Annotated in this window: 18 protein-coding genes; 6 read left to right on the top strand and 12 right to left on the bottom strand. The window is 45.4% G+C overall.

The window, feature by feature from the left end:
- Position 1: 1 nt before the first annotated feature.
- The 3 genes from L5M29_RS07310 to L5M29_RS07300 form a co-directional block, all read right to left on the bottom strand.
- Complete coding sequence (locus L5M29_RS07310; RefSeq protein ID WP_219235952.1) at positions 2 to 274, bottom strand: hypothetical protein; 273 nt, start codon at positions 272 to 274, stop codon at positions 2 to 4.
- A 92-nt stretch (positions 275 to 366) separates the two neighbouring features.
- On the bottom strand, positions 367 to 843 hold the full coding sequence (locus tag L5M29_RS07305) for a hypothetical protein (protein WP_263167021.1): 477 nt from the start codon (positions 841 to 843) through the stop codon (positions 367 to 369).
- A 105-nt stretch (positions 844 to 948) separates the two neighbouring features.
- A complete protein-coding gene (locus L5M29_RS07300; RefSeq protein ID WP_115334423.1) occupies positions 949 to 1,332 on the bottom strand; it encodes a hypothetical protein in 384 nt (127 codons plus the stop codon).
- 570 nt (positions 1,333 to 1,902) lie between these two features.
- On the opposite strand from L5M29_RS07300, the gene L5M29_RS07295 reads away from it, so the two are divergent.
- From L5M29_RS07295 to L5M29_RS07285, 3 genes are all read left to right on the top strand, one after another.
- Positions 1,903 to 3,000 carry a UDP-2,3-diacylglucosamine diphosphatase gene (locus tag L5M29_RS07295; protein ID WP_263167018.1) on the top strand — a complete coding sequence of 366 codons (1,098 nt, stop codon included), beginning with the start codon at positions 1,903 to 1,905 and terminating at the stop codon, positions 2,998 to 3,000.
- Entirely contained in the window at positions 2,990 to 4,876 is a 1,887-nt protein-coding gene (locus tag L5M29_RS07290; RefSeq protein ID WP_263167016.1) for a lysophospholipid acyltransferase family protein, read from the top strand. The genes L5M29_RS07295 and L5M29_RS07290 overlap by 11 nt, the downstream gene beginning before the upstream one ends.
- A 115-nt stretch (positions 4,877 to 4,991) precedes the next feature.
- On the top strand, positions 4,992 to 5,423 hold the full coding sequence (locus tag L5M29_RS07285) for a CBS domain-containing protein (RefSeq protein WP_113939315.1): 432 nt from the start codon (positions 4,992 to 4,994) through the stop codon (positions 5,421 to 5,423).
- Positions 5,424 to 5,485: 62 nt separating this feature from the next.
- Here the strand turns inward: L5M29_RS07285 and L5M29_RS07280 are convergent, their stop codons facing one another.
- A complete protein-coding gene (locus L5M29_RS07280; RefSeq protein ID WP_105251716.1) occupies positions 5,486 to 6,838 on the bottom strand; it encodes an NCS2 family permease in 1,353 nt (450 codons plus the stop codon).
- A gap of 708 nt (positions 6,839 to 7,546) precedes the next feature.
- Between L5M29_RS07280 and L5M29_RS07275 the strand changes: the two genes are divergently transcribed.
- Positions 7,547 to 7,918 (top strand): PilZ domain-containing protein, encoded by a 372-nt coding sequence (locus L5M29_RS07275; protein WP_173243387.1) that lies wholly within the window; start codon positions 7,547 to 7,549, stop codon positions 7,916 to 7,918.
- 76 nt (positions 7,919 to 7,994) lie between these two features.
- On the opposite strand, the gene radA is transcribed toward L5M29_RS07275, so the two are convergent.
- Positions 7,995 to 9,359: a DNA repair protein RadA gene (gene radA / locus L5M29_RS07270; RefSeq protein ID WP_006082696.1), complete on the bottom strand. Its 1,365-nt coding sequence runs from the start codon at positions 9,357 to 9,359 to the stop codon at positions 7,995 to 7,997.
- A gap of 100 nt (positions 9,360 to 9,459) precedes the next feature.
- Between radA and L5M29_RS07265 the strand changes: the two genes are divergently transcribed.
- The gene (locus tag L5M29_RS07265; RefSeq protein ID WP_263167015.1) at positions 9,460 to 11,841 is read left to right on the top strand and encodes a PilZ domain-containing protein; all 2,382 of its coding nucleotides are present in this window, start codon (positions 9,460 to 9,462) and stop codon (positions 11,839 to 11,841) included.
- On the opposite strand, the gene L5M29_RS07260 is transcribed toward L5M29_RS07265, so the two are convergent.
- The gene (locus tag L5M29_RS07260) at positions 11,838 to 12,824 is read right to left on the bottom strand and encodes an alpha/beta fold hydrolase (RefSeq protein ID WP_212599319.1); all 987 of its coding nucleotides are present in this window, start codon (positions 12,822 to 12,824) and stop codon (positions 11,838 to 11,840) included. The genes L5M29_RS07265 and L5M29_RS07260 overlap by 4 nt on opposite strands.
- Positions 12,825 to 12,939: 115 nt before the next feature.
- The gene (gene serB / locus L5M29_RS07255; protein WP_263167014.1) at positions 12,940 to 13,920 is read right to left on the bottom strand and encodes a phosphoserine phosphatase SerB; all 981 of its coding nucleotides are present in this window, start codon (positions 13,918 to 13,920) and stop codon (positions 12,940 to 12,942) included.
- Between the two features lie 79 nt (positions 13,921 to 13,999).
- Here serB and L5M29_RS07250 point away from each other — a divergent pair, with 79 nt between their 5' ends.
- A complete protein-coding gene (locus tag L5M29_RS07250) occupies positions 14,000 to 15,034 on the top strand; it encodes a YtjB family periplasmic protein (RefSeq protein WP_411569038.1) in 1,035 nt (344 codons plus the stop codon).
- Positions 15,035 to 15,223: 189 nt separating this feature from the next.
- Here L5M29_RS07250 and deoD read toward each other — a convergent pair whose 3' ends face one another.
- The 5 genes from deoD to L5M29_RS07225 form a co-directional block, all read right to left on the bottom strand.
- Positions 15,224 to 15,934, bottom strand: a complete 711-nt coding sequence (deoD, locus tag L5M29_RS07245; protein ID WP_006086929.1) for a purine-nucleoside phosphorylase — start codon at positions 15,932 to 15,934, stop codon at positions 15,224 to 15,226.
- A gap of 91 nt (positions 15,935 to 16,025) precedes the next feature.
- Positions 16,026 to 17,240, bottom strand: coding sequence for a phosphopentomutase (locus tag L5M29_RS07240; protein WP_263167011.1), 1,215 nt, complete (start codon positions 17,238 to 17,240; stop codon positions 16,026 to 16,028).
- Positions 17,241 to 17,249: 9 nt separating this feature from the next.
- The gene (deoA, locus tag L5M29_RS07235) at positions 17,250 to 18,581 is read right to left on the bottom strand and encodes a thymidine phosphorylase (RefSeq protein ID WP_173243376.1); all 1,332 of its coding nucleotides are present in this window, start codon (positions 18,579 to 18,581) and stop codon (positions 17,250 to 17,252) included.
- A gap of 184 nt (positions 18,582 to 18,765) precedes the next feature.
- Entirely contained in the window at positions 18,766 to 19,536 is a 771-nt protein-coding gene (gene deoC, locus L5M29_RS07230; RefSeq protein ID WP_219234627.1) for a deoxyribose-phosphate aldolase, read from the bottom strand.
- 423 nt (positions 19,537 to 19,959) lie between these two features.
- A complete protein-coding gene (locus L5M29_RS07225) occupies positions 19,960 to 20,829 on the bottom strand; it encodes an outer membrane protein OmpK (RefSeq protein ID WP_263140120.1) in 870 nt (289 codons plus the stop codon).
- Positions 20,830 to 20,978 lie beyond the last annotated feature (149 nt).

The raw sequence follows: 20,978 nt of genomic DNA, 5'->3' as shown, positions 1-20,978 counted from the left end.
GTTAACTGTGGGATTGAATAAGCTCATCGACCCACGCTTTAAGTTTTGGGATTACCTCATTGATTTCAGACTCAAAGCCCTCTTTGTCGAAGTATTCCTCAGTTTCAATTTTGTACTGCCAATCCCTACCTTGCTGCTGAACTGAATAGGGTATCCCCTCCAGGGCTTCGATTGACTCATAAACTATTTGTGCAAAAGCATCACGATCATTACGATTTTTATCGTACTTCTCTATTTCGTTTAAAAGTCTTTCTAATACGGTTTTATTCGACATTACCAACTCGATACTTTCGTACAGTTAACGTATGGTTAAGGGGCGGGCTTTAGCCCGTCCCAGTGAGCGAAGCGAACGGTTTGAACCAGTTGTTAGGAGTTGCTGACACTGCGATCAAAACTGACACCGCCTCTGCTCAGGAACCCTAGAGATTGTCGATCGAGAAGGGTCGGACTCTGACGGATATACATTTTGTACCCCGTTGCTTGCAAAGATACTTCTCCTTCCTGGCATGCAAAGCAAAATTTGTACTGAGTAAACTTCCCATTTGGAGAGGGGCCCAGCTCTGTGCAATGCAGAGCCGAAATCTCCATATCTCCTTGAGATGATTGGATATCCACTCTTACGTCAAAAGCATTTTCAAAGACCATTGTTACTGGTGCAACCCAGAACTTGTAATAGGTTTCGCCGGGGCCTGGATCAACCCATTTGAATATGTAATCAAGGTCAATCAGAAACTCGAAGGACTCAGTATTTGCCACCATTGACCAAATTGTGGCGTCATGCCAACCCATGATTTTGAAGTCATGGTGATCCCAAATGTTTTTGTCCGGGCGGTAATGGTCCATGATTATGTCCTGGCGACTCCTAACGCCAGCAGCACGCGCGGCTTTGTAGTGGAGGCGAAGCCGCAACGAAAAAGCCGTCGCTGTGCCTGCGATTGTTAGGCATTTCTACTCCCTACCTCTCGAGATATAGTCAGCATATTCGTCTTGAATCATTAGCTCATTCAGTAACTTTTCAGATGATCCAGTGAATCGCTGCTCAATAAATTCGATCGCTTGTCCAAATGAAGCGAACGATATGTCTTCATTTGCTTCTTCAAGCTCCAGGTCTGGATCAAGCGGACCAAATTCATAAATATCAAGGAATGACTCATCACCCAAGTCGGCTGTTTCGTAAACCGAGACATCTATTTGGGGGCCGGCCCCCCGAATGCTTAGCCACTTTATGCCGGCACGGCCATCCCGTTCGCATCCGCCAAGGAAGCACTCAACTGCTTTTCCTCGTTTAAGCGCCGATTCGGCTTCCTGAAGATTGAGATATCTACGGCTCATTGTGTATGCCTAACATTTTATTAGTGCGCATGCGCGTTTACCTCATTAGACCAGTGAAAACGCGCACAGTTAACTACCTGTATGCAAAGAACTTATCAGTTTTTTATCAAATACACCATCCGGAAAAACGCGCATGCGCGTTTTCCAAACCTATTAACTAATTTTGGAAAAATATATACAAATGATTTTAAAGGGTTTTGTTAATTTCATGCTGGATAAACGCGTAAAAAAATGAGCTTAAAAACACTCAAAAGCATCTAAATTTAAATACGACTGTACCCATACATTGTTAGTCGCTTTACGGTAGGGCCAAACATTCGTTAAATAGATGAGATTTTGTAGGGCAATTTATTCGTCCGTTTTCGACTCACTAAATGAATGCTAGCAAGCTTTGGGGCAGAAGTAAGTTAAACCAACCTATCGGATCTAATTGCATCCTGATGTGAATCTTGCAGGTTCAGTCCAGGCTAATTCACCTTTTGTCATCTGCATGTCATCTAAACTTCATCATTCGGTCAAAGCCCCCCACTAAGCTCATATTCGTTAACAGCCTAATGGGGTGAATACGAGATGACAGGATTTAATTTCAGGAAACTTGAGAGGTCTACGCGGGAAGAGATAAATGACCCCAGCCTTTCTCCTCCCATCTTTAATCGCTCAACACAAACGCCAACATTAGCACCAACATCCTCAAATCAATTCAATTATGCCGCGATTACCCCATCCGCATTAACTTCAGCCCATACAGCAAGCATCACAGTTAACGCCCTCTGGTTGTCAGATATCCATTTAGGCTGTAAGGATTGCAAGGCTGACTACCTGCTCAGCTTGCTTGAAACCGTGCGTTGTCAGCACTTGTATCTGGTCGGTGACATAGTCGATTTATGGGCGTTGAAACGTAAGCTGCACTGGCCCGATAGCCACAATAAGGTACTGCAGAAATTCATTGAACTGGCACAAAACGGCACCCAAGTGATTTATCTGCCGGGCAACCACGACGAACTGATTAAACCCTACGCAGAGCTAAGCCTGTGGAATATTAAAATTGCCCGCCAACATATTCACCACGGAATTGGCGGCCATAAACTCTTGATGCTCCACGGGGATCAGTTTGATGCCGATGTGTGTGTCGGCCGTTTCTACGCCATATTGGGCGACCATTTATATGACCTATTATTGTTCCTCAATCGCAATCTCCATAGCTTGCGGGAACGCTTAGGTTACCCCTATTGGTCACTGGCAAGTTATATCAAGTCCAAAGTGGGTAAGGCTCAAGCCGCTATTGGACATTACCGTCAAGCGGTACTCAACTATGCCCAGCACTTTGATGTTGACGGTGTGATCTGCGGTCATATCCATCAGCCCGAACTCTCGACTCACCCCAGAGCAGCCCAATATTACTCACCACTCAGTCCCCCTGAAAAGAGGCAGATCATCTACGCCAACGACGGTGACTGGGTCGAAAACTGCAGTTTAATCACAGAAACCTTAAGCGGCGAATTACAACTTTGCCGCTGGAACGAGCAAACGCTCAAGCTCGATATTCTCAACAGTATAGCGCTGGTACAACTGCCACCAGAGACGCACAAAGACAAGCAACAAAAAACGGCAGCGCAGCAAATGCCAAACATAAATACCGGCGAAACTCGCCCAAGGGATGTTGCCTAACACTATGAATCAATTACATAACGCTATGGAATACAATGAACAAATGCTAAACAGCAGCCTTAGCCATAACAAGCATACTGTGCCGTTCAAGGCGAATAACATGATTTTTACCGTTGATAATGTGGTTGAACAAAATCTACCAGCGATCAATGACAAACCTTGGCTAGCTAAACCTGCCAAGGCCATGCTGCGTTACCTGCTCAATGAAAAACAGTGCAACGATATCGCCAGTCAATATACCTATTTACAGGGCGTAGATTTTGTCGAACAAATGCTGGCGAGTTTTGACTTTAGTTTTACCGTACCCGCCAACGAAATAGAAAATATTCCCTGTGAAGGCCGAGTGGTCATATTCGCGAACCATCCTATAGGTTCACTCGATGCATTAGCGCTCATCAAACTCATCAGTGAAGTTCGCCCTGATATTAAAGTCGTCGCGAATGAACTCTTGATGGCGCTGGAACCGCTGCACTCAATCCTACTGCCAGTGCGCAATATGACCGGCGGCACACCGAAACAGCATTTAGAAAAAATCCACCAGCACCTGCGTAACGAAGGCGCAGTGCTGATTTTTCCGTCGGGCGAAGTCTCGCGTCTGCGCCCTAACGGCGTGCGTGATACCCAATGGCACTCAGGCTTTTTAAAGATGGCGATTTCCTGCAATGCGCCCCTACTGCCAATATTTTTAGATGCCAAAAACTCTGCCACTTTCTACGGCGCATCTATGATTTACAAGCCACTTGCGACACTGCTGCTAGTGAAGGAAATGTTCAAGCAGGCTAAACGTAATATGCCGATCCGCATTGGCGAGCTCATTTCTAATGAAGCCGTACGCTCAATGGACTTTCCACTCAAGACCAAGATAAAACTGCTTAAAAATCACTTGTATCGTATCGGCAAAGATAAAGATCCACTGTTTATCACCCAGAGCGCTATCGCCCACCCCGAATCGCGCCGTGAACTGCAAGCGGCACTGCAACAATGTGAACTTCTAGGGGAAACGCAAGATAACAAGTTGATTTATCTGTACCAACACAACGACAGTAATCCCATCATGCGGGAAATTGGCCGCCTGAGGGAAATCGCCTTTCGCGCCGTAGGCGAAGGTTCGGGCAAGCGCCGCGATATCGATAAATACGATTCCTACTACCAACACTTAGTGTTGTGGGATAAAGAGCAGTTTGAAATTATCGGCGCCTATCGTTTTGCCAGTGGTGAGCAAGTCTTAGCAAAATATGGCAACAACGCACTCTACAGCCAATCCCTATTCCAATACGCCGACAGCTTTATGCCCTTTGTGAAGCAAGGGTTAGAACTCGGTCGCAGCTTTGTGCAGCCTAAATATTGGGGTAAACGCAGTTTAGATTATCTGTGGTTTGGCATTGGGGCTTATCTCGCCAAGCATCCTGAATATCGTTATCTATTTGGCCCTGTGTCCATCAGTAATCAACTGCCTGGAAGTGCTAGGGAAATGCTAGTGCACTTTTATGCGCGGGAATTTGCACCTGCGCAGCAGATGGCAGTTTCCATGTCACCCTTTGGCTTATCTAAATCCCAAAAAGCTAAGTTAGATGACTTGTATTTCTCCGAGGATTATCAGAGTAACTTTAAGCAACTCAAACAAGTGCTCGCGAGTATGGGGGCGGCCGTACCTACGCTCTACAAACAATATGGTGAACTGTGTAAAGCGGATGGGGTTAAGTTTCTCGCCTTTGGTATCGACGCCGACTTTGGCGATTGTATCGATGGCTTAGTGCTGGTGGACACCCACAAACTGAAAGGCAAAAAGTATCAACGCTACATAGGCGCACACTTACCCGAATCGGAGCGGATGCCAATAACAGCGGATGATGAGCCAGAGGTCCAAGATCTTTGAGTTAAAACTTTGTAATGGGTGTTGGCTAAACTTGCACCACTCTGTTATAAGTAACTGTAATGCAGCGCATTAACAGAGCGCATCCTAGGATGCGCAAGCTTAACAGGGGATCATCATGCCGATCATTATCGCCGATATTATGAGTACCCGAGTCGTCACGGTTGAAATGGACGATCGATTAACTGTGGCGAAGGAAATCTTCGACCAAGCGAGCTTTCATCACTTGTTGGTCGTAGATGAGTACCAACTTGAAGGCGTGTTATCGGAGCGGGATCTATTGCGTGCGATTAGCCCGAACTTGGGCAGTAGCGCCGAAACCGCAAGAGACTTAGAAACCCTACAAAAACGTGTGCATCAAGTGATGACGCGTAATCCGGTTACCGTCGCACCCCACATCAATTTAGACACGGCTACCCGCATGTTATTAGATAACAATATAGGCTGCTTACCCGTGTTAGAGGACGGTAAATTGGTTGGGATTGTTACTTGGAAAGACTTATTACGTGCCTATTGTGAGTACAGAGCACAAAATCAAAGCGAGTGCTAATCCTAAGACTGCACTCGCTTCTGTTATCAATAACTAAGTTCAAATCACTCAGTTTGCCTAGCTTAAATCGCCCAACCACCCATATAGAACACCACTAAACCTAAGGTGATGGCAAGCACGCCTAACTTCAGTTTGCGCCATTCGCCACTGCAAATACGGCCTACCACCAGTGTCACAAAACCCAGCATTATACCGGTAACGATATTACAGCTTAAGATGATAAACACAGCGCAGGTTAAGCCCGACATGGCATCAACTTTATCGTCAAAATCGAGTTTCGCCACATTACTCAGCATCAACAAACCCACATACATCAAAGCAGGCGCTGTCGCATAGGCAGGCACTAAGTAGCTTAATGGCGCTAAAAACATCATCAATAAAAACAGTACGCCAACGATAGTCGCGGTTAAACCTGTCTTACCGCCCGCTGCAGTCCCCGCCGCCGACTCGATATACACAGCCGCTGGTGCTCCGCCGACTAAACCTGCCACCATACTGCTGACTGAGTCTGAGGTTAAGGCTTTACCACCGCCGACAATATTGTCGTCTTTATCGAGTAAATTCGCTTGCCCAGCCACAGCACGGATAGTGCCGGTCGCATCAAAAATCGCCGTCATCACTAACGCTAATACGATAGGCAATACCACAGGATTAAAGGCACCCATAATATCGAGCTGTCCAATCAGTGAATGCTCTGAGGTAAAATCAGGCAAGGCGAACAAACCTTGGTATTTAACGCTCGGATCGAACACTAAACCAAATACCGATAGCGCGATAATCACCAACAAAATACCGCCTGGTACACCGCGGCGCTCTAAACCAATTGTCGCCGCTAAACCTATAACGGTAGCGATAACAGGTAAGCTGTTAATGTCGCCTAACTTCACCGGTAAGCCTGCGCTATTGGCCACAATCAACTGCACACTGTTAGTCGCAATCAAAAGTAAAAACAAGCCGATACCTATGCCTGTACCGTGGGCTATGCCCTTTGGTAAATTAGCCAGCACCCACTGGCGAATACCTGTCACACTCACAAGTGTGAACGTCACACCCATTAGGAAAATAGCGCCTAAGGTGACTGGAATCGACATTCCCTGACCGAGCACTAAGCTAAACGCAGTAAAGGCCGTGAGCGAAATAGCACAGCCAATCGCCATAGGTAAGTTAGCCCATAAACCCATGAGCAAAGAACCAAATGAAGCAATTAAACAGGTAGCGATAAACACAGCGCCGGGATCAAATCCCGCTTGGCCTAACATGTTAGGCACCACAATCACTGAGTAGACCATAGCGAGGAAGGTTGTGAATCCCGCAATCACTTCTTGGCGAACAGTGCTACCACGTTGTTGAATAGAAAAATAACGGTCCAGAAACGAACCAGAGGATACGGCTGTTGAACTCAATTGCTCAGACATAATATTGTTATACCTTGTGATCTCTTAAAATGGGGTCGGTACCAATTACCCTAAAACGCAATTGGCGACGCTGGCTGCGGCAGATTAGAGCCCCAAATCCATCAGACTTGGGTGAGAGATCCACATCATTTTCCTACTGTGGGAAAAATCCATGATCTGCAAGCAGTGATGCCTCGCGATGATTAAAAAGCCATTAACCATGTAGACGCAGCCGTTGTTGGCCGCGGATGATACTGGAATCTCCCAAAGATAGCTAAGACATCGCCTACACTTCGATAAAAAATTAGCGGCAAAAACTGAAATCTGTTGTTTAAAAAAACGCCTAAACCTATGTAATAACTGCTACTTAATATCACATTAATCACGATAAGAGTCTGCCAGTGCCGCGTAAACGTACGCTAACTTCCCCCTCCTTCATCTCCCAATATTAGAATATGGCAAGTCAACCAAACCTTGATACTTAGTGTATTGATACTTAGTGTATTGATACTTGGCGTATTAACGTTTCAGTGGTTGTTGTTTAAGGAGCCACACTTACGCTTTCTGTAACGAACACCTCGTCATTCACACCGCCTGCGTGAATATGCGATCTTGGTAGCTTGATTGAACAAAAAATTACTCTGCTTTTACAGTCACATCAATATGACTTATGCTTAGAGGCACTGATGGGACTACACTTAGCTGACTATGAAAGAAAAAGGATTGGGTATGGACGAAAGGCGTAAGTTTTCGCGGATTCTATTTGCCACGAGCGCACATCTACAACAAGGTGGTGCACAGTGGGAGACGACCATTCTCGATTTGAGTCTAAATGGCGCCTTGGTTGAAGAACCGCAAAATTTTATTAATTCGGGTGATGCTATTACCCTCAGTTTTGCCTTACCAGAATCTGACATTGAGATCCGTATGGAAACTGAGTTGGTCCATCAAAAAAATGCCCAATTAGGTTTGAAGTGTAACTTTATCGATGTTGATAGTATCAGCCACCTAAAACGTATGGTGGAACTGAACCTAGGTGATGCTTCTTTGCTGAATCGTGAACTCATGTTGTTTATCGAAAAACACAATATCACAGATTAAGACACTCGCTCACAAACAAAAACAGCGCCTAATGGCGCTGTTTTGCTTGCAGGTGTTAACTCGCGAGCATTTGATGCTAAATCGCTTCTAGCGCTTCGGATAACTTAGAAACACCCACCACTTCCATCCCAGCAGGAGGCTTTTTCGGCACATTGGCCTTGGGCACTATTGCTCGCTTAAAACCATGCTTAGCGGCTTCGATTAATCGCTCTTGCCCATTAGGCACAGGACGAATTTCGCCGGACAACCCAACCTCACCAAAGGCAACTAAATCGCTAGGTAAAATGTCACCACGAAAACTCGATACCATAGCCAAGAGTAACGTTAAGTCGGCACTGGTTTCCGTTACTTTCACGCCGCCCACCACGTTAACAAACACGTCCTGATCCGACATCTGCAAACCACCATGGCGGTGCATTACGGCAAGCAACATGGCCAAACGGTTTGCATCCATACCCACAGCCACGCGGCGCGGGTTAGACATGGCCGAGTTATCCACCAGCACTTGCAGCTCCACCAACAAGGGCCGGGTGCCTTCCCAAACCACCATAACAAGCGAGCCAGATGATTCTTCTTCACCACGAGAAAGGAAGATTGCCGAAGGATTGGCGACTTCCTTTAAGCCGCGCTCTGTCATGGCAAATACGCCTAATTCATTGATCGCGCCAAAACGATTTTTATGGGAGCGCAAAGTGCGGTAACGACTATCGCTATCCCCTTCGAACATCACAGAGCAGTCGATACAATGTTCCAATACCTTGGGCCCAGCCAAACTGCCATCTTTGGTTACATGGCCGACCATAATCACGGCAATGCCATTTTCTTTCGCAAAACGGGTTAAGTAAGAAGCGGATTCACGCACCTGCGACACACTGCCAGGGCTCGATGCCACATCACTCATGTGCATCACTTGAATCGAGTCAACAACGATGACTTTAGGCAATTCTTTAAGGGCAACTTCGCAAATTTGCTCGACGCTGGTTTCAGACAACATCCGCAATTTATTGGTTGGTAAACCAAGGCGATGGGCGCGCATCGCTACCTGCTGCAACGATTCTTCACCCGTGACATACAGTGCAGGCATTTGCTCGGCCAAATGACACAGAGTTTGCAATAAAAGCGTACTCTTACCTGCGCCTGGATGTCCGCCAATCAAAATGGCAGAACCTGGTACAATCCCACCACCGAGCACTCGATCTAATTCGCCAAAATGACTCAAGATCCGCGGTAAGGCATTAAGATCGATTTGATCTAATGTCTTCACTTCATTGCTGCTTGCTCCGGCATAACCGACAAACTTAGTGCTGCGCCCAGGCGAAGCTGCACCGAGCCTCACCTCAGTGATCGTATTCCATTCCTGACAAGCGCTACACTGCCCTTGCCAACGGGGAAAGTCTTGTCCACACTCATTACATACGTACGCCGTTTTATTCTTTGCCATAACTCATTAAAATCTGTATAAAATCAATTTAAGTAACTACGAATACTGCCGACATAAGACTAACAGCCCAATACAAAATAAGCATTAAAAAGAACCCTACATGAGTCTAGATAACCATAGTGCACTCATCGAACAGCTCAAGCCATTGCTCATGGAACCTAACTTCCATGAGATTTTCCAGCAGCTGACGATAGATGAAACCAATTCGACCCGTTTTCTAGTGAAAATGGAACTCAGTCGTTTGGCTTCACCATGCACGCGAATTATCGATCTCAGGGATAAATCTGAGCTTCCTTGTGTTGAAGTGATGTTAGGTCAACAGCGACATTTTTTAGATGAACCCGCCAAAAACAGTATGCATGAGGCCATGTCACTGTTTCGCAACCAATATACCTTGGGAGTATACGAGTATGTGCTCAATGCTCACCAACAACGTCGGTTAAAGTTGCGCCAAAATATCATGCAAGTGGAAGCCGCTGAGTCAGAGCCTTTTATGGTGCCCGGCGTGGTATTAGGCAGTTATTTCAACCGCACAGAAGAGCGGATGAATTACAGTATTCGCATCGCAGCATCGCAAACCGGCCGTGGTGAAGTACAAGGGATAACTGCAGATTTATCCGTAGGTGGTGCCCGTATTCGTCTTGCAGCCAACCATCCCTTCGATCTCGACCATCCCCTAAAAATAAAGTTACTGGAACTCAGTGAGGAGTTTTACTATCCCGATCTCCAGCTCGGTGTTGACTATGAGGTTGTCGATAGCCAAACCAATGGCGAATATATTTGGTTAAGACTCAAGCGTATTGGGGGCAGCGAAGCCTTAAGTGAAATGCTTGGCAATTTAATCCGCGGCTACAAACTGCGTTATAAAGTAGATGTGAATGATGTGATAGTCACAGCAACAGGGCTTGGATTTGAGCGTCATTATTTACCCCATTTACCGCACTTACCTTTATATTTCAATACTCAAACTCAAGGTTTGAGCCACATGCTACTCAGCCGAGATAACCAGCAGATAGTGCATTATTTTCAAGATGAAAATGATGTGAGCCAGTTACCAGCTATGCTGACACCAAGCCGTTTATCTGCGCTACTTAATCATCCTGAAAATCCCGACCATGGGCTATTTTTTAGCTTTACCTATAATGCCCAAGGTTGCTTATATTTTTACTCTGCCACCTTAGCAGAGCTTAAAGCTAAGGGCATGATGCCTTTATTTTTAGGCTTTGCATCGACCAAGCCCAGCTGGCGGATCTTCAAAGTCACCCAAGATAAAATTTATCATGATAAGGGTTATCGACGTGCGACCCTCCCCGGAGATGAAGCAAAATTTAGCCCATTGGTCGAACAACAATTATCACAATTTAGTCATTTGCTTCAGCTCATCGAAATCAGCAACGAAGATACCAGAGGCCATTACAAAGCTTGGCAAGACGATAGTAATGCCAACGCCCTAAAAACCTTTGGTCAACAACGACTGACCACCAATCAAATTAAGTTAGTTTCCATGCAGTTTAGCGAGCGACGCCAAGAAGCGCGTTTCGCCTTTAAAACCTTAGTCAATGTGACTCAAGACAAGCACAAAGCCACGGGCATTACTTTAGATATTTCTAGCCGAGGCATGCAATTAACCTTGGATAATCCTGCAGATTTTTCATCAAATAAACCACTACTGTTAAGCTTCCCAAAGCTCCAAACCATTGCAGGCAAAACACAGTTAGATAACCTCCCCTACCGCTTAGTGCGTACCCGCAAGAATGGTGTAACCTTGCATTTAACCGCCGTTATGGGCCATACGCCCCATGTTGGGGTCGAATTTTTAAATAAACTTATTGCCCATAACAAAGAAAAATTAGAGCAACTCACCGAAAACAATAGTGAAATCAAAGAACTTGCCGATGGTTTAAAAAATATTTTGATGCATGATTTACATTCTGTGCCCTATTTTGTTGAAAAAACGACAAAATCCGCCCAAGTCGCTTGTTTAGGCGTTGGCACACAACAGGATGAGATCTGCGATATTTTTGCCGCAGGCACCTCAGATACCCTGCAATATAATTTAGCGCCACTGCTAAAAGACGGTTTTTTTAAGCGAGATATTCTCGAACCTATCCGTCAAATGAAACCCCAACAGGACATGGATTTTATTGAAGTGTTTATTCAGTTAATTCGCCAATCTCGCGGAAAAATCTTTTTAAAGTGCACTCTTGCAACTGAAATCGGTGATGTCGAAGCACAGATAACCTTTATCAATCAGAGCAAAGCACTAGGCAGGTTTCTCGCCCTACGGATTTATCGCGGCGCGACAGAGAAGCCTGATATGAACTACCTACGCCGTGAATTGGAATACATTAATATTCATGCAAACCATAAAGCTAAGCAGTTAGAAGAACAGTTATGGCGTGTGATTGGTGTCGGCGAACTGTTAGATATTACCCAAGAAGTTGAATTAAGATACCCAGTACTTCATAAAAAGCAGTCTTAATTGTTTAATACCGCCAGATCAAAACTTAAATACCAATCCCTTATCTTAGGAAAATGATCACTGGTGGCATCTAAATGCGTCAGCATATCTGCATGACCATAGTCATGCTTAAAGCCATTATCCTTAGAGAGAAGCGTCGATTTAACCCGTTTAAAACCACACTCTACGACCATATCCGCCACATCTTCTGGATGCCCCAACACAGTATCGTTTTGCCCTGAGATAAACCAAGCTGGTGGCCAATGAGCATGCTTTGCCGCTTTCGCATAATCAAACCCATCATCGTGATCGATCCAATCACCCCGCACCCAATCGATACTTTGAACTAATGAGGCGCGACTTTCATTATCCATACCAATACGCAGCTTATCGGCGGCGAGGTAACCTTGGCCCATCGCTAAACCTGGCGCTAAACGATTCCAAAAAACATCAACCATTAACCACTTTTTGAAGGACTTAACCCGAATTGTCCGTTTGCTACCGAAAGTAAGCAGTGAACGAACGCTTTGCTGCAAATCAGGATATCGGGCCAAACTACTCGCCATCAACACGCCGCCCCATGAATGGGCGCACCAATGCACCTGCAAAGGCGCCACGGCTTTACGAGCCGTGGCGCCTTTGCAGACTTTTTGATGTAAATCGAGAATCGCCTGCTGCACTAAAGGTAACTGCTCGCGGATCACTTCACCCTGCCCTAAGGTAAAATCACGATCGATTTTAGGCAAGCTGAGCCCTCTTCCTGCAGTATCCAGCACATACACCACAAATCCCGCCTTAGCTAAATAACAACCAAGACCACGGCCACTCTGGCTATAAAACACTCGACCGTTAGACATAGCACCATGAAGCATGAGGATAGGCGTTTTAGAAAAATCAGGCGCAGCCGGTAATAACTGGCGTAGATGCAGTTGACCATCGCGGTACGGCAGGTAGATTGAAGACTGTGAAATGGTCGAAATTGAGCCTTGGGCGAGCTGAGTCAAAATAAGTCACTGGTAGTTTATCAATATCCCTAAACTACCAGCTCATCAATAAAAGACAAGAGTCCTTACTCTAACTCAGTCTCTATCCAGACTTATATTTAAATAAATGAATAACCTAGATTTGTAGCAGGTAAGGTAGAACTCGCAGGTCGAGATGGCGAATATTGGCATCCGCCGCCGCTGCCAGCTTAGGTTTCGCATGGAAAGCGATACCAAAATCCGCTGCCATCACCATAGGAATATCATTCGCGCCATCGCCGATCGCGACTCTTTGGCCTTTTGGAATTTGCCACAGCTCACTGCAACGCTCAACCACATCTGCTTTAAACTGCGCATCCACAACTTTACCTGTTACTTCCCCCGCAAGTTTACCGTCAGTGATCACTAACTCATTAGCAAAGGCCGCATCTAAGTTTAAAAGCTGCCTTAAATGGCCAACAAAAGGCGTAAAGCCGCCAGATGCCACCACTAAACGCCAGCCATGGGATTTAAGCTCTAAAAGCATAGGCTCAAGCCCAGGCATCAAAGGCAAGTTGTCGCACAAGGTCGTGATAATACTGGCATCGGCGCCCTTAAGCTGTGCCACACGCTGACGCAAACTCTGCTCAAAATCTAGCTCACCTTGCATAGCACGTTCAGTAATCGCCGCCACGCGCTTGCCCACGCCCGCCATAGCCGCTAATTCATCAATACATTCAATCTGAATCGCCGTTGAATCCATGTCCATCACTAATAAACCGGGATGATTCAAGCAAGGCAAATCAAAATTGATGACATGCAATTCAGCTAAAGACTGCGGGAATGCCGCTAACTGTGCCTGAGAAGGCAAATTTACCAGTGCCAACTCGATACAATGTAAACCAACTTGGCGTTCGATATGGGCGATACCGATAACGTTAGACTGAGGCAATTGCGCTATCCAGGCCGATATTATCGCCTCTACCGCGGCATCTTGATAAATAATTCGCACACGTGAAACACCAGCGGGGTTTGCTGACTCTTGATAACGTTCAAACACTTGCCCTTGGCGTTCAAACCTTGGGGAATGGTCAGAGACTAACCACAAAAAAAGCGCATCTTGGTTCAAGCTTTCCATCGGACTTAAATTCTCCAACTATCGGGCTCACTCAGAATCAATTATGATTAGGCAAGCGCTCTACATTTTAAGGGTCAAAGTGTTATATCTTAAAGGGCTAAAGAAAAGCCATAAAATCAGTAGACTGATCCAAATTGCCGCCGCCTTCGCCTTGATATTCGGCTTAGTGCAATTGTGGCAGACAAGCCTACTACAAGGTCAGTTGCTTCTAAAGTCCCAAACTCAAAAGATGGCCAGATTACTGGTACAGCAAACCGCGTATGGTGCCGCGCCCGCGCTACAACTGCAAAATGATGAGCAGTTGCAATGGCTCGCCAGCGCTTTAGTGGAAGATCCTAAAGTGATGTCCGCCGCCATCTTCAGTGACCAAGGCATGCGGCTATCCTTCGCTCAAAGCATCACTAAGGATGTAGTTGATCCTGACTCGGAAGAAATGAATTTGCTGCTAAGCAAATATCCTCCCTATGTAGAGCCCGTGATCCAAGAAGGGAAAAATCTAGGTTATGTCGAAGTCAGGCTTGATACCAAGTTATTTTTCAACGAAATCAAAGAAGCCCATAATTTAAACATGGAGCAACAACAAATCATGCTGTTGGTTGCAGGCTTGATTGGTATGTTACTTTCGCGCTCTTTGTCTTTCAAACGTGCCGACTTCGACCGCCGCCGCTTTAGGGTTAAGTTGCGTCAAGCGCCGAAAAAACCTAAGAAACGATCCTCAGCTAAAGAGCAATCAGAAAGTGTTAATGATGGTTTGGCGCAAGTGCTAACCGAAGATCAACTGGTGTCGACCACTGATCATCCACAAGAAAAAGCGGCTAAACCCACTAAGGCGCCAAAAGCAGTGACAGAGACCCGTGTTGATAAGCTCGTGCAGGAAAGCGTGCAAACTAAGGCCGAAAAAACGTCAGAAAATTCATTGGAATTACAGGATAATACAGCAGTTGAAAACGCGGCAAACGATGCGGAACAAGCGGTACCTGTTAAGGTTAAACCTAAAGTGAAAAGTGTCCGTCGGGTAAAACACGCGACTAAAGCAACAGCCGCTGCGGCCGAAACCTCGACGCCAAAAACACCCAGTGAACCAAGTGATCTCGACACAGATTCAACAGGTTAATCTCTATTTCGATAGATAAGGTAAATCACTAATCTATTGATAGCTAAGCTCTAGATAAGCCATAAACAAGCAATTTCTAATAACCAAACCATTAATAACAAAGTCGAATAGAACAGCCGCTAAAAATTGGCATAAAAAAGGGTTCGCATTGCGAACCCTTTTCAGTAGCACACTCTTACAGCGTAACAGTTACAGTGTAATCGCCGCTTCTAATGTCATGATGATCATGTCATTGAATGTGGTTTGACGTTCTTCTGCAGAAGTCTTTTCACCGGTGCGGATATGGTCAGATACAGTCACAACGCACAGGGCACGCGCACCAAACTCATGGGCAACGCCGTACAAACCAGCCGCTTCCATTTCTACGCCTAATACGCCCATCTTCTCCATCACGTCAAACATTTGTGGATCAGGAGTGTAGAACAGGTCCGCAGAGAAAATGTTACCTACGCGAACTTTAGTGCCACGAACTTTCGCAGATTCGATAACCGCATTCATCAGCTCATAGTTAGCGATAGCGGCAAAATCTTGGCCTTTAAAACGTAAACGGTTAACCGCTGAGTCAGTACATGCACCCATACCGATGATCACGTCACGTACTTTAACGTCAGTGCTGATCGCACCACAAGTACCCACACGGATCAGGTTCTTAACGCCGTAATCACGAATTAATTCAGTTGCATAGATAGAGCATGAAGGAATACCCATGCCAGAACCCATAACTGAAATACGCTTACCTTTGTAAGTACCAGTAAAACCTAGCATGTTTCGAACATCAGTCACTTGCTCAACATTTTCTAAGAATGTTTCAGCAATATATTTTGCACGTAATGGATCGCCTGGAAACAGCATTGTCTCAGCGAATGCGCCCTCTACAGCATTAATGTGTGGTGTTGCCATCGAAATAACCCCTGTTTATTTTATTAAGACTTAAGTCTTTGTTTACTGGCGGCAAATGTCAGCCGCCAAATCGAAATAAATGCTAATTTGCCTAAAGGAACGATTCGCCATAGGCCATAGGTTCAAGCTTAAAGTGACTCGCAATAGATTGGCCGATATCGGCAAAGCTGTTACGACGCCCCAGCGATCCCGCTTTCAATCCAGCGCCAAAGGCTAATACTGGCACATATTCACGGGTATGATCCGTGCCTTGCCATGTTGGATCGCAACCGTGATCCGCCGTTAAAATCAGCAGATCGTCTTCACCTAATAATGAGAGCATTTCAGGCAAACGGGCATCAAAATATTCCAGCCCTTTGGCGTAGCCAGCAACATCACGGCGATGACCGTAGTGAGAGTCAAAATCCACAAAGTTAGTAAACACTATAGTGTTATCACCCGCAGATTTCACTTCGGCTAAGGTCGCATCGAAAAGTGCTTCTAAGCCGTTCGCCTTCACTTTTTTAGTGATACCACAGTAAGCATAAATGTCGGCAATCTTGCCTACACTCACCACTTCACCGCCAGCCTCTTTCAGCTTATCGAGTACAGTTTTTGCAGGTGGCGCGAGCGAATAATCCTTACGATTGCCGGTACGGGCAAAATCACTTGGACCAGTACCATCAAATGGACGGGCAATGACGCGACCTATGTTGTAAGGCTCTAACTCTTCACGGGTTATTTCGCAAAGACGATAAAGATTGTCTAAACCGAAGGTTTCTTCATGACAAGCGATTTGGAATACTGAATCAGCAGAGGTGTAGAAAATAGGCTTGCCAGAGCGCATGTGCTCTTCGCCTAACTCTTCTAAAATGGTTGTACCTGAGGCATGGCAATTACCTAAGAATCCATCCAGACCTGCACGGGCTAAGATCTTATCCGTCAGTTCTTTAGGGAAAGAATTTTGATGCTCGCTGAAATAACCCCACTCGAATAGTACGGGCACGCCCGCCATCTCCCAGTGACCGCTCGGCGTATCTTTACCCGAACTTAACTCTTGTGCATGACCATAAGCACCAATCAGCTCAACATTATCGCCAAAACCTGGTGCAAAGGCGCCAGTACTTTCCATCGCTGCATGGCCTAAACCTAAGCGCGCTAAGTTAGGTAATTTCAGCGGACCTTCACGGCCAATATCGGCTTTGCCTTCGGCACATGCTTTAGCAATATGACCAAAGGTATCGGAACCGACATCACCGAAGCTTGCTGCATCAGCAGAAGCACCGACTCCAAAGGAGTCCAACATCATAATAATGGTACGTTTCATAATTCTTCCTTAAAGATCTGATGCACGAATATAGGCATAGATCTCAGGTGTTTTTTCTGGAGCGGTTTCACCAATGTGAATCGCTTTTTTCACCGCAAGTTCAGCTTCCGCGAAGGCGGCTTCAGACTGTGCATGGATAACGGCAATCGGAGTCGATGAATCTACTTTATCGCCTAAAGCACACACTTGAGTTAAGCCAACACTATAGTCTAGTGCATCACCAGGCTTACGGCGGCCGCCACCTAAGGTCACAACCGCTAAACCTAATTCACGGGTATCCATGCTATAGGCATAACCTTGCATATCGGCAAAAACTGGACGAATAATTTGTGACTGCGGTAGGTATTTACTGTAGTTTTCAACAAAATCGACTGGACCACCAAGACCCGACACCATCTTGCCAAAGAGTTCTGCAGCGCGACCATTATCGAGCACACGATTCAGTTTAGCGCGAGCATCGGCTTCATTGCTTGCAAGACCGCCCAGAAGCAACATCTCAGCGCAAAGACCCATAGTGACTTCATATAAACGCGGGTTACGGTAAGCACCCGTTAAAAAGTCGATGGCTTCTTTCACTTCAACCGCGTTACCGGCGCAAGATGCAAGCACTTGATTCATATCGGTAAGCAAAGCTGTCGTTTTGGTGCCCGCACCATTAGCAACAGCTGCAATACTGCGAGCTAATTCTTCAGATGCTTCATAGGTTGGCATGAAAGCACCACTACCGACTTTCACATCCATCGCTAGTGCATCTAAATTACAGGCTAATTTCTTAGACAGAATCGACGCTGTGATGAGGGAAATGGATTCAACGGTGGCGGTATTATCGCGGATAGAATAGAAACGTTTGTCGGCAGGAACGAGATCGCCTGTTTGGCCAATAATCGCCACACCGACTTCTTTAACCACTTTGCGGAACAATTCACTTGATGGCTCAGTTTGATAACCCGGAATGGCATCAAACTTATCGAGCGTGCCGCCCGTATGACCTAGGCCACGCCCAGAAATCATAGGCACATAACCACCACAAGCCGCAGCCATAGGGCCAAGCATAAGGCTAATCACATCGCCCACACCGCCAGTGCTGTGTTTGTCGATAACAGGGCCATTAAGTCCCAATGATTGCCAATTAAGTACAGTGCCAGAATCACGCATCGCTGTCGTTAAAGCGATTCTTTCATCCATATTCATGTCATTAAAGTACACAGCCATGCCTAATGCGGCAATCTGACCTTCGGACACTGCGTTAGTAGTGATACCTTGAACAAAAAACTGTATTTCTGCGGAACTTAGCGCTAAACCATTACGTTTTTTACGAATAATCTCTTGAGCTAGAAACATGATACTGCCTCCAAGATAGGCACTAACAACCTTGTCGCTAGTGCTTATCTTTGCAATGAAACATCAAAACTGTAGCAATATTACAAGTTCATACTATCGAAGTTTTGAGTTTGCCAAATAGATTTAGGTCACACTTAATTAGGCTCGCTATACGCTGATAGTATTAATCAGCGATAGTTTGCAATTAATAGCCTTGAGTCGGCTTAGGCGCATCAGCTAATTCTAGTGTGTGTAACAAGCTGTTTAGTAAACTTGAAGCACCAAATCTAAAGGTACGTGGTGAAACCCATTCAGCACCTAAAATACGCTCAGCAACACCAAGGAATTCAGCCGCTTGTGCAGCATCACGCACACCACCGGCAGGCTTGAAGCCTACTTGTGTATTCTTCTCGCTAATCACAGTTAACATGATTTCAGCGGCTTCAAGTGTGGCGTTTACAGGCACTTTACCAGTAGAGGTTTTAATAAAGTCAGCACCTGCATCGATTGAAAGCTCTGATGCACGGCGGATAAGTGCAGGATCAGCTAACACGCCAGATTCGATGATGACTTTTAACAAGACTTCACCACAGGCTTCTTTACAGGCTTTAACTAATTCAAAACCAATTGTTTCATTGCCTTCCATCAGTGCGCGGTATGGGAATACCACGTCAACTTCGTCGGCACCATAAGCAACAGCGGCGCGAGTTTCTAGCACAGCAATGGCAATGTCATCATTGCCATGGGGGAAGTTAGTCACAGTGGCGATTTGGATATCTTCAGCACCGATCTCATCTAACGTCTTGCGTGCAATCGGGATGAAACGTGGATAAATGCAGATAGCGGCAGTATTGCCCGCAGCCGTTTTCGCTTTGTGGCACAGGTCGATCACTTTTTGATCTGTGTCGTCATCATTCAAAGTCGTTAAGTCCATTAACTCAATGGCGCGTTGTGCTGCTTTTTTTAAATCAGTCATAATAGCTCTCCAAAATAAAAATTAAATGAATAGAAATCAGTCGCATAAAAGCAACGCTTGAGAGGTGGCATTATTTTGATTATTTTTATATGGCCGGGCCTTCAGGCGGTGCCGAGTAATTTGCTTGTACAAACTACCTTGTTGTAGGTATTCAATCTTGCCTAAGTCATAAAGAACAATAGGCATCCTGACACTTAAAATAACTTATAAGTGACCACGACTTGAATCCTTGAAGACCGGAAGAGAGGATACGAATAAAATCTTGCTCCTACTTTTCCGCGAAAAATCCATTTTAGCGCGAGAAAAACACAAACCTTTATATAAACCCACTTGTTAGCCTAATAGGCTTAGATAAAGACTCATGGTAAAACAAAGATGGAGCCGCATAATGCGGCTCCAACAAGCAACTACTATTACAAGAAATTAGAACTTGTAAGTAGCTGACAGGTAGTGTGACCAACCAGTTGATTCTAGGCCAGTAGCACCATCATCAGTTAGCAAGTAAACATCTTTGAAGCCTTTCAAGCCATAACCCAGAGCATAACGATCTGAATGCCAGTATAGACCGAAGAATACGTTACCGCCGTTAGTTGATTTGCCCTTAACTAAAGGACCATTCTCAACAGCAGGCCAATATGCTTCGTCAGCACCAAATTGATAATCGATGTAACCTTGGAATGACAGGAAGCTTTTGTTATCGAAGAAGTAGAAAGGTTTGAACCAGTTAGCAGAGAACTGATATCCATTCCACTCTTTAGCGTTCATGTCATAGTAACCGTACAGGTTCATGCCTGTTTTGCCTAACCAAGGCACGTTTACATCAGCACCGACACCCCAAAATGTAGAGTTAACGCCAGAACCATCACCATCGTTAACTAATCCATCCCAGTTGAACAGAGTAGAGAAGTAAACTTCTTGGATTGGTCCAAAAGACAAGTCTTTACCAGTCAGCGCATCGATAGATACACGTGGAGCAAACTTCATAAACAGCTTACTTTTACCTGTACCTGGATTCTTGTCACCATTGCTTGATGTTTCGTTTGCCAAGTTGAATACGTCAACATAACCGTATAGATCGAATACGCCAGAACGACCGCCGAATTCCATTTCTAAGTAGTTGTGTTGATCGCCAGCCGCTGGGTTCTCTGGCTTTTCACCGATAGAGTACATAGCGTTGAACTGCATCCACTTGTAATCAGAACCGTGAAGGTCTGTACGATCAGCAGCAAATGCGTTGCCAGAGATTGCTGCTACTGCAGTAGCGGCTAAAGCTAAAGTTTTAACGTTTTTCATCATCAACCCCATTTATCTTGTTTGCTACCATCGAGGGTAGCGTTCTTTTTGTGGCGTTCGCATTCTACCTAGATTAAAAAAAATCTCAATAATCTAGCGTAAAATCACAAACACAAAATTCTTAATTGTGAACAAAGTCGCGACTTCTG

Source organism: Shewanella sp. SM95 (assembly GCF_025653595.1).
Taxonomy (GTDB): Bacteria; Pseudomonadota; Gammaproteobacteria; order Enterobacterales; family Shewanellaceae; genus Shewanella; species Shewanella oncorhynchi.
The sequence above is the reverse complement of the archived record's forward strand: the minus strand, read 5'-3'. Positions and strand labels throughout refer to the sequence as shown.